The sequence below is a fragment of the Corynebacterium sp. MSK004 genome (assembly GCF_030232515.1).
Taxonomy (GTDB): domain Bacteria; phylum Actinomycetota; class Actinomycetes; order Mycobacteriales; family Mycobacteriaceae; genus Corynebacterium; species Corynebacterium hesseae.
In genome coordinates, this window is record NZ_JASPKB010000026.1 from 1 (window position 1) to 415 (window position 415).

1 protein-coding gene is annotated in these 415 nt (G+C 54.0%); it reads left to right on the top strand.

Going from position 1 to position 415, the window contains the following annotated elements; translation table 11 throughout:
- Positions 1 to 378, top strand: a 378-nt coding sequence (locus QP999_RS13370; protein WP_284848469.1) for an integrase core domain-containing protein, incomplete at its 5' end; no start/stop codon positions are given.
- Positions 379 to 415: the final 37 nt, after the last annotated feature.

The following is a 415-nucleotide window of genomic DNA, read 5'->3' on the forward strand; positions in this document are numbered from 1 at the left end:
GTATCGCTGGTTATCGAAGCTTTATCTCATGCCAGAAAAGTCCGCGGAAGCCTGAAAGGGGCAATTTTCCATTCTGATCACGGCAGTGTGTACACCTCACAGGCATTTAGGGACCACTGCGCCAAGCTTGGTGTTCGCCAATCCATGGGAGCGGTGGGAACGAGTGCCGATAATGCCCTGGCAGAATCGTTTAACGCCACTCTAAAGCGTGAAGTTCTGCGTGATCGGAAAGTCTTTGACAATCCCATCAGCTGCCGCCAAGAAGTCTTCCGATGGTGCATGCGCTACAACACCCGTAGACGACACTCCTGGTGCAATCTTCTAGCCCCCGATGACTACGAAGCACTCACATCAGCTACACTGACCCGAGCAGCATAGCTAACCCCCGACGTGTCTACTTTCCGGGGGTCAGGCC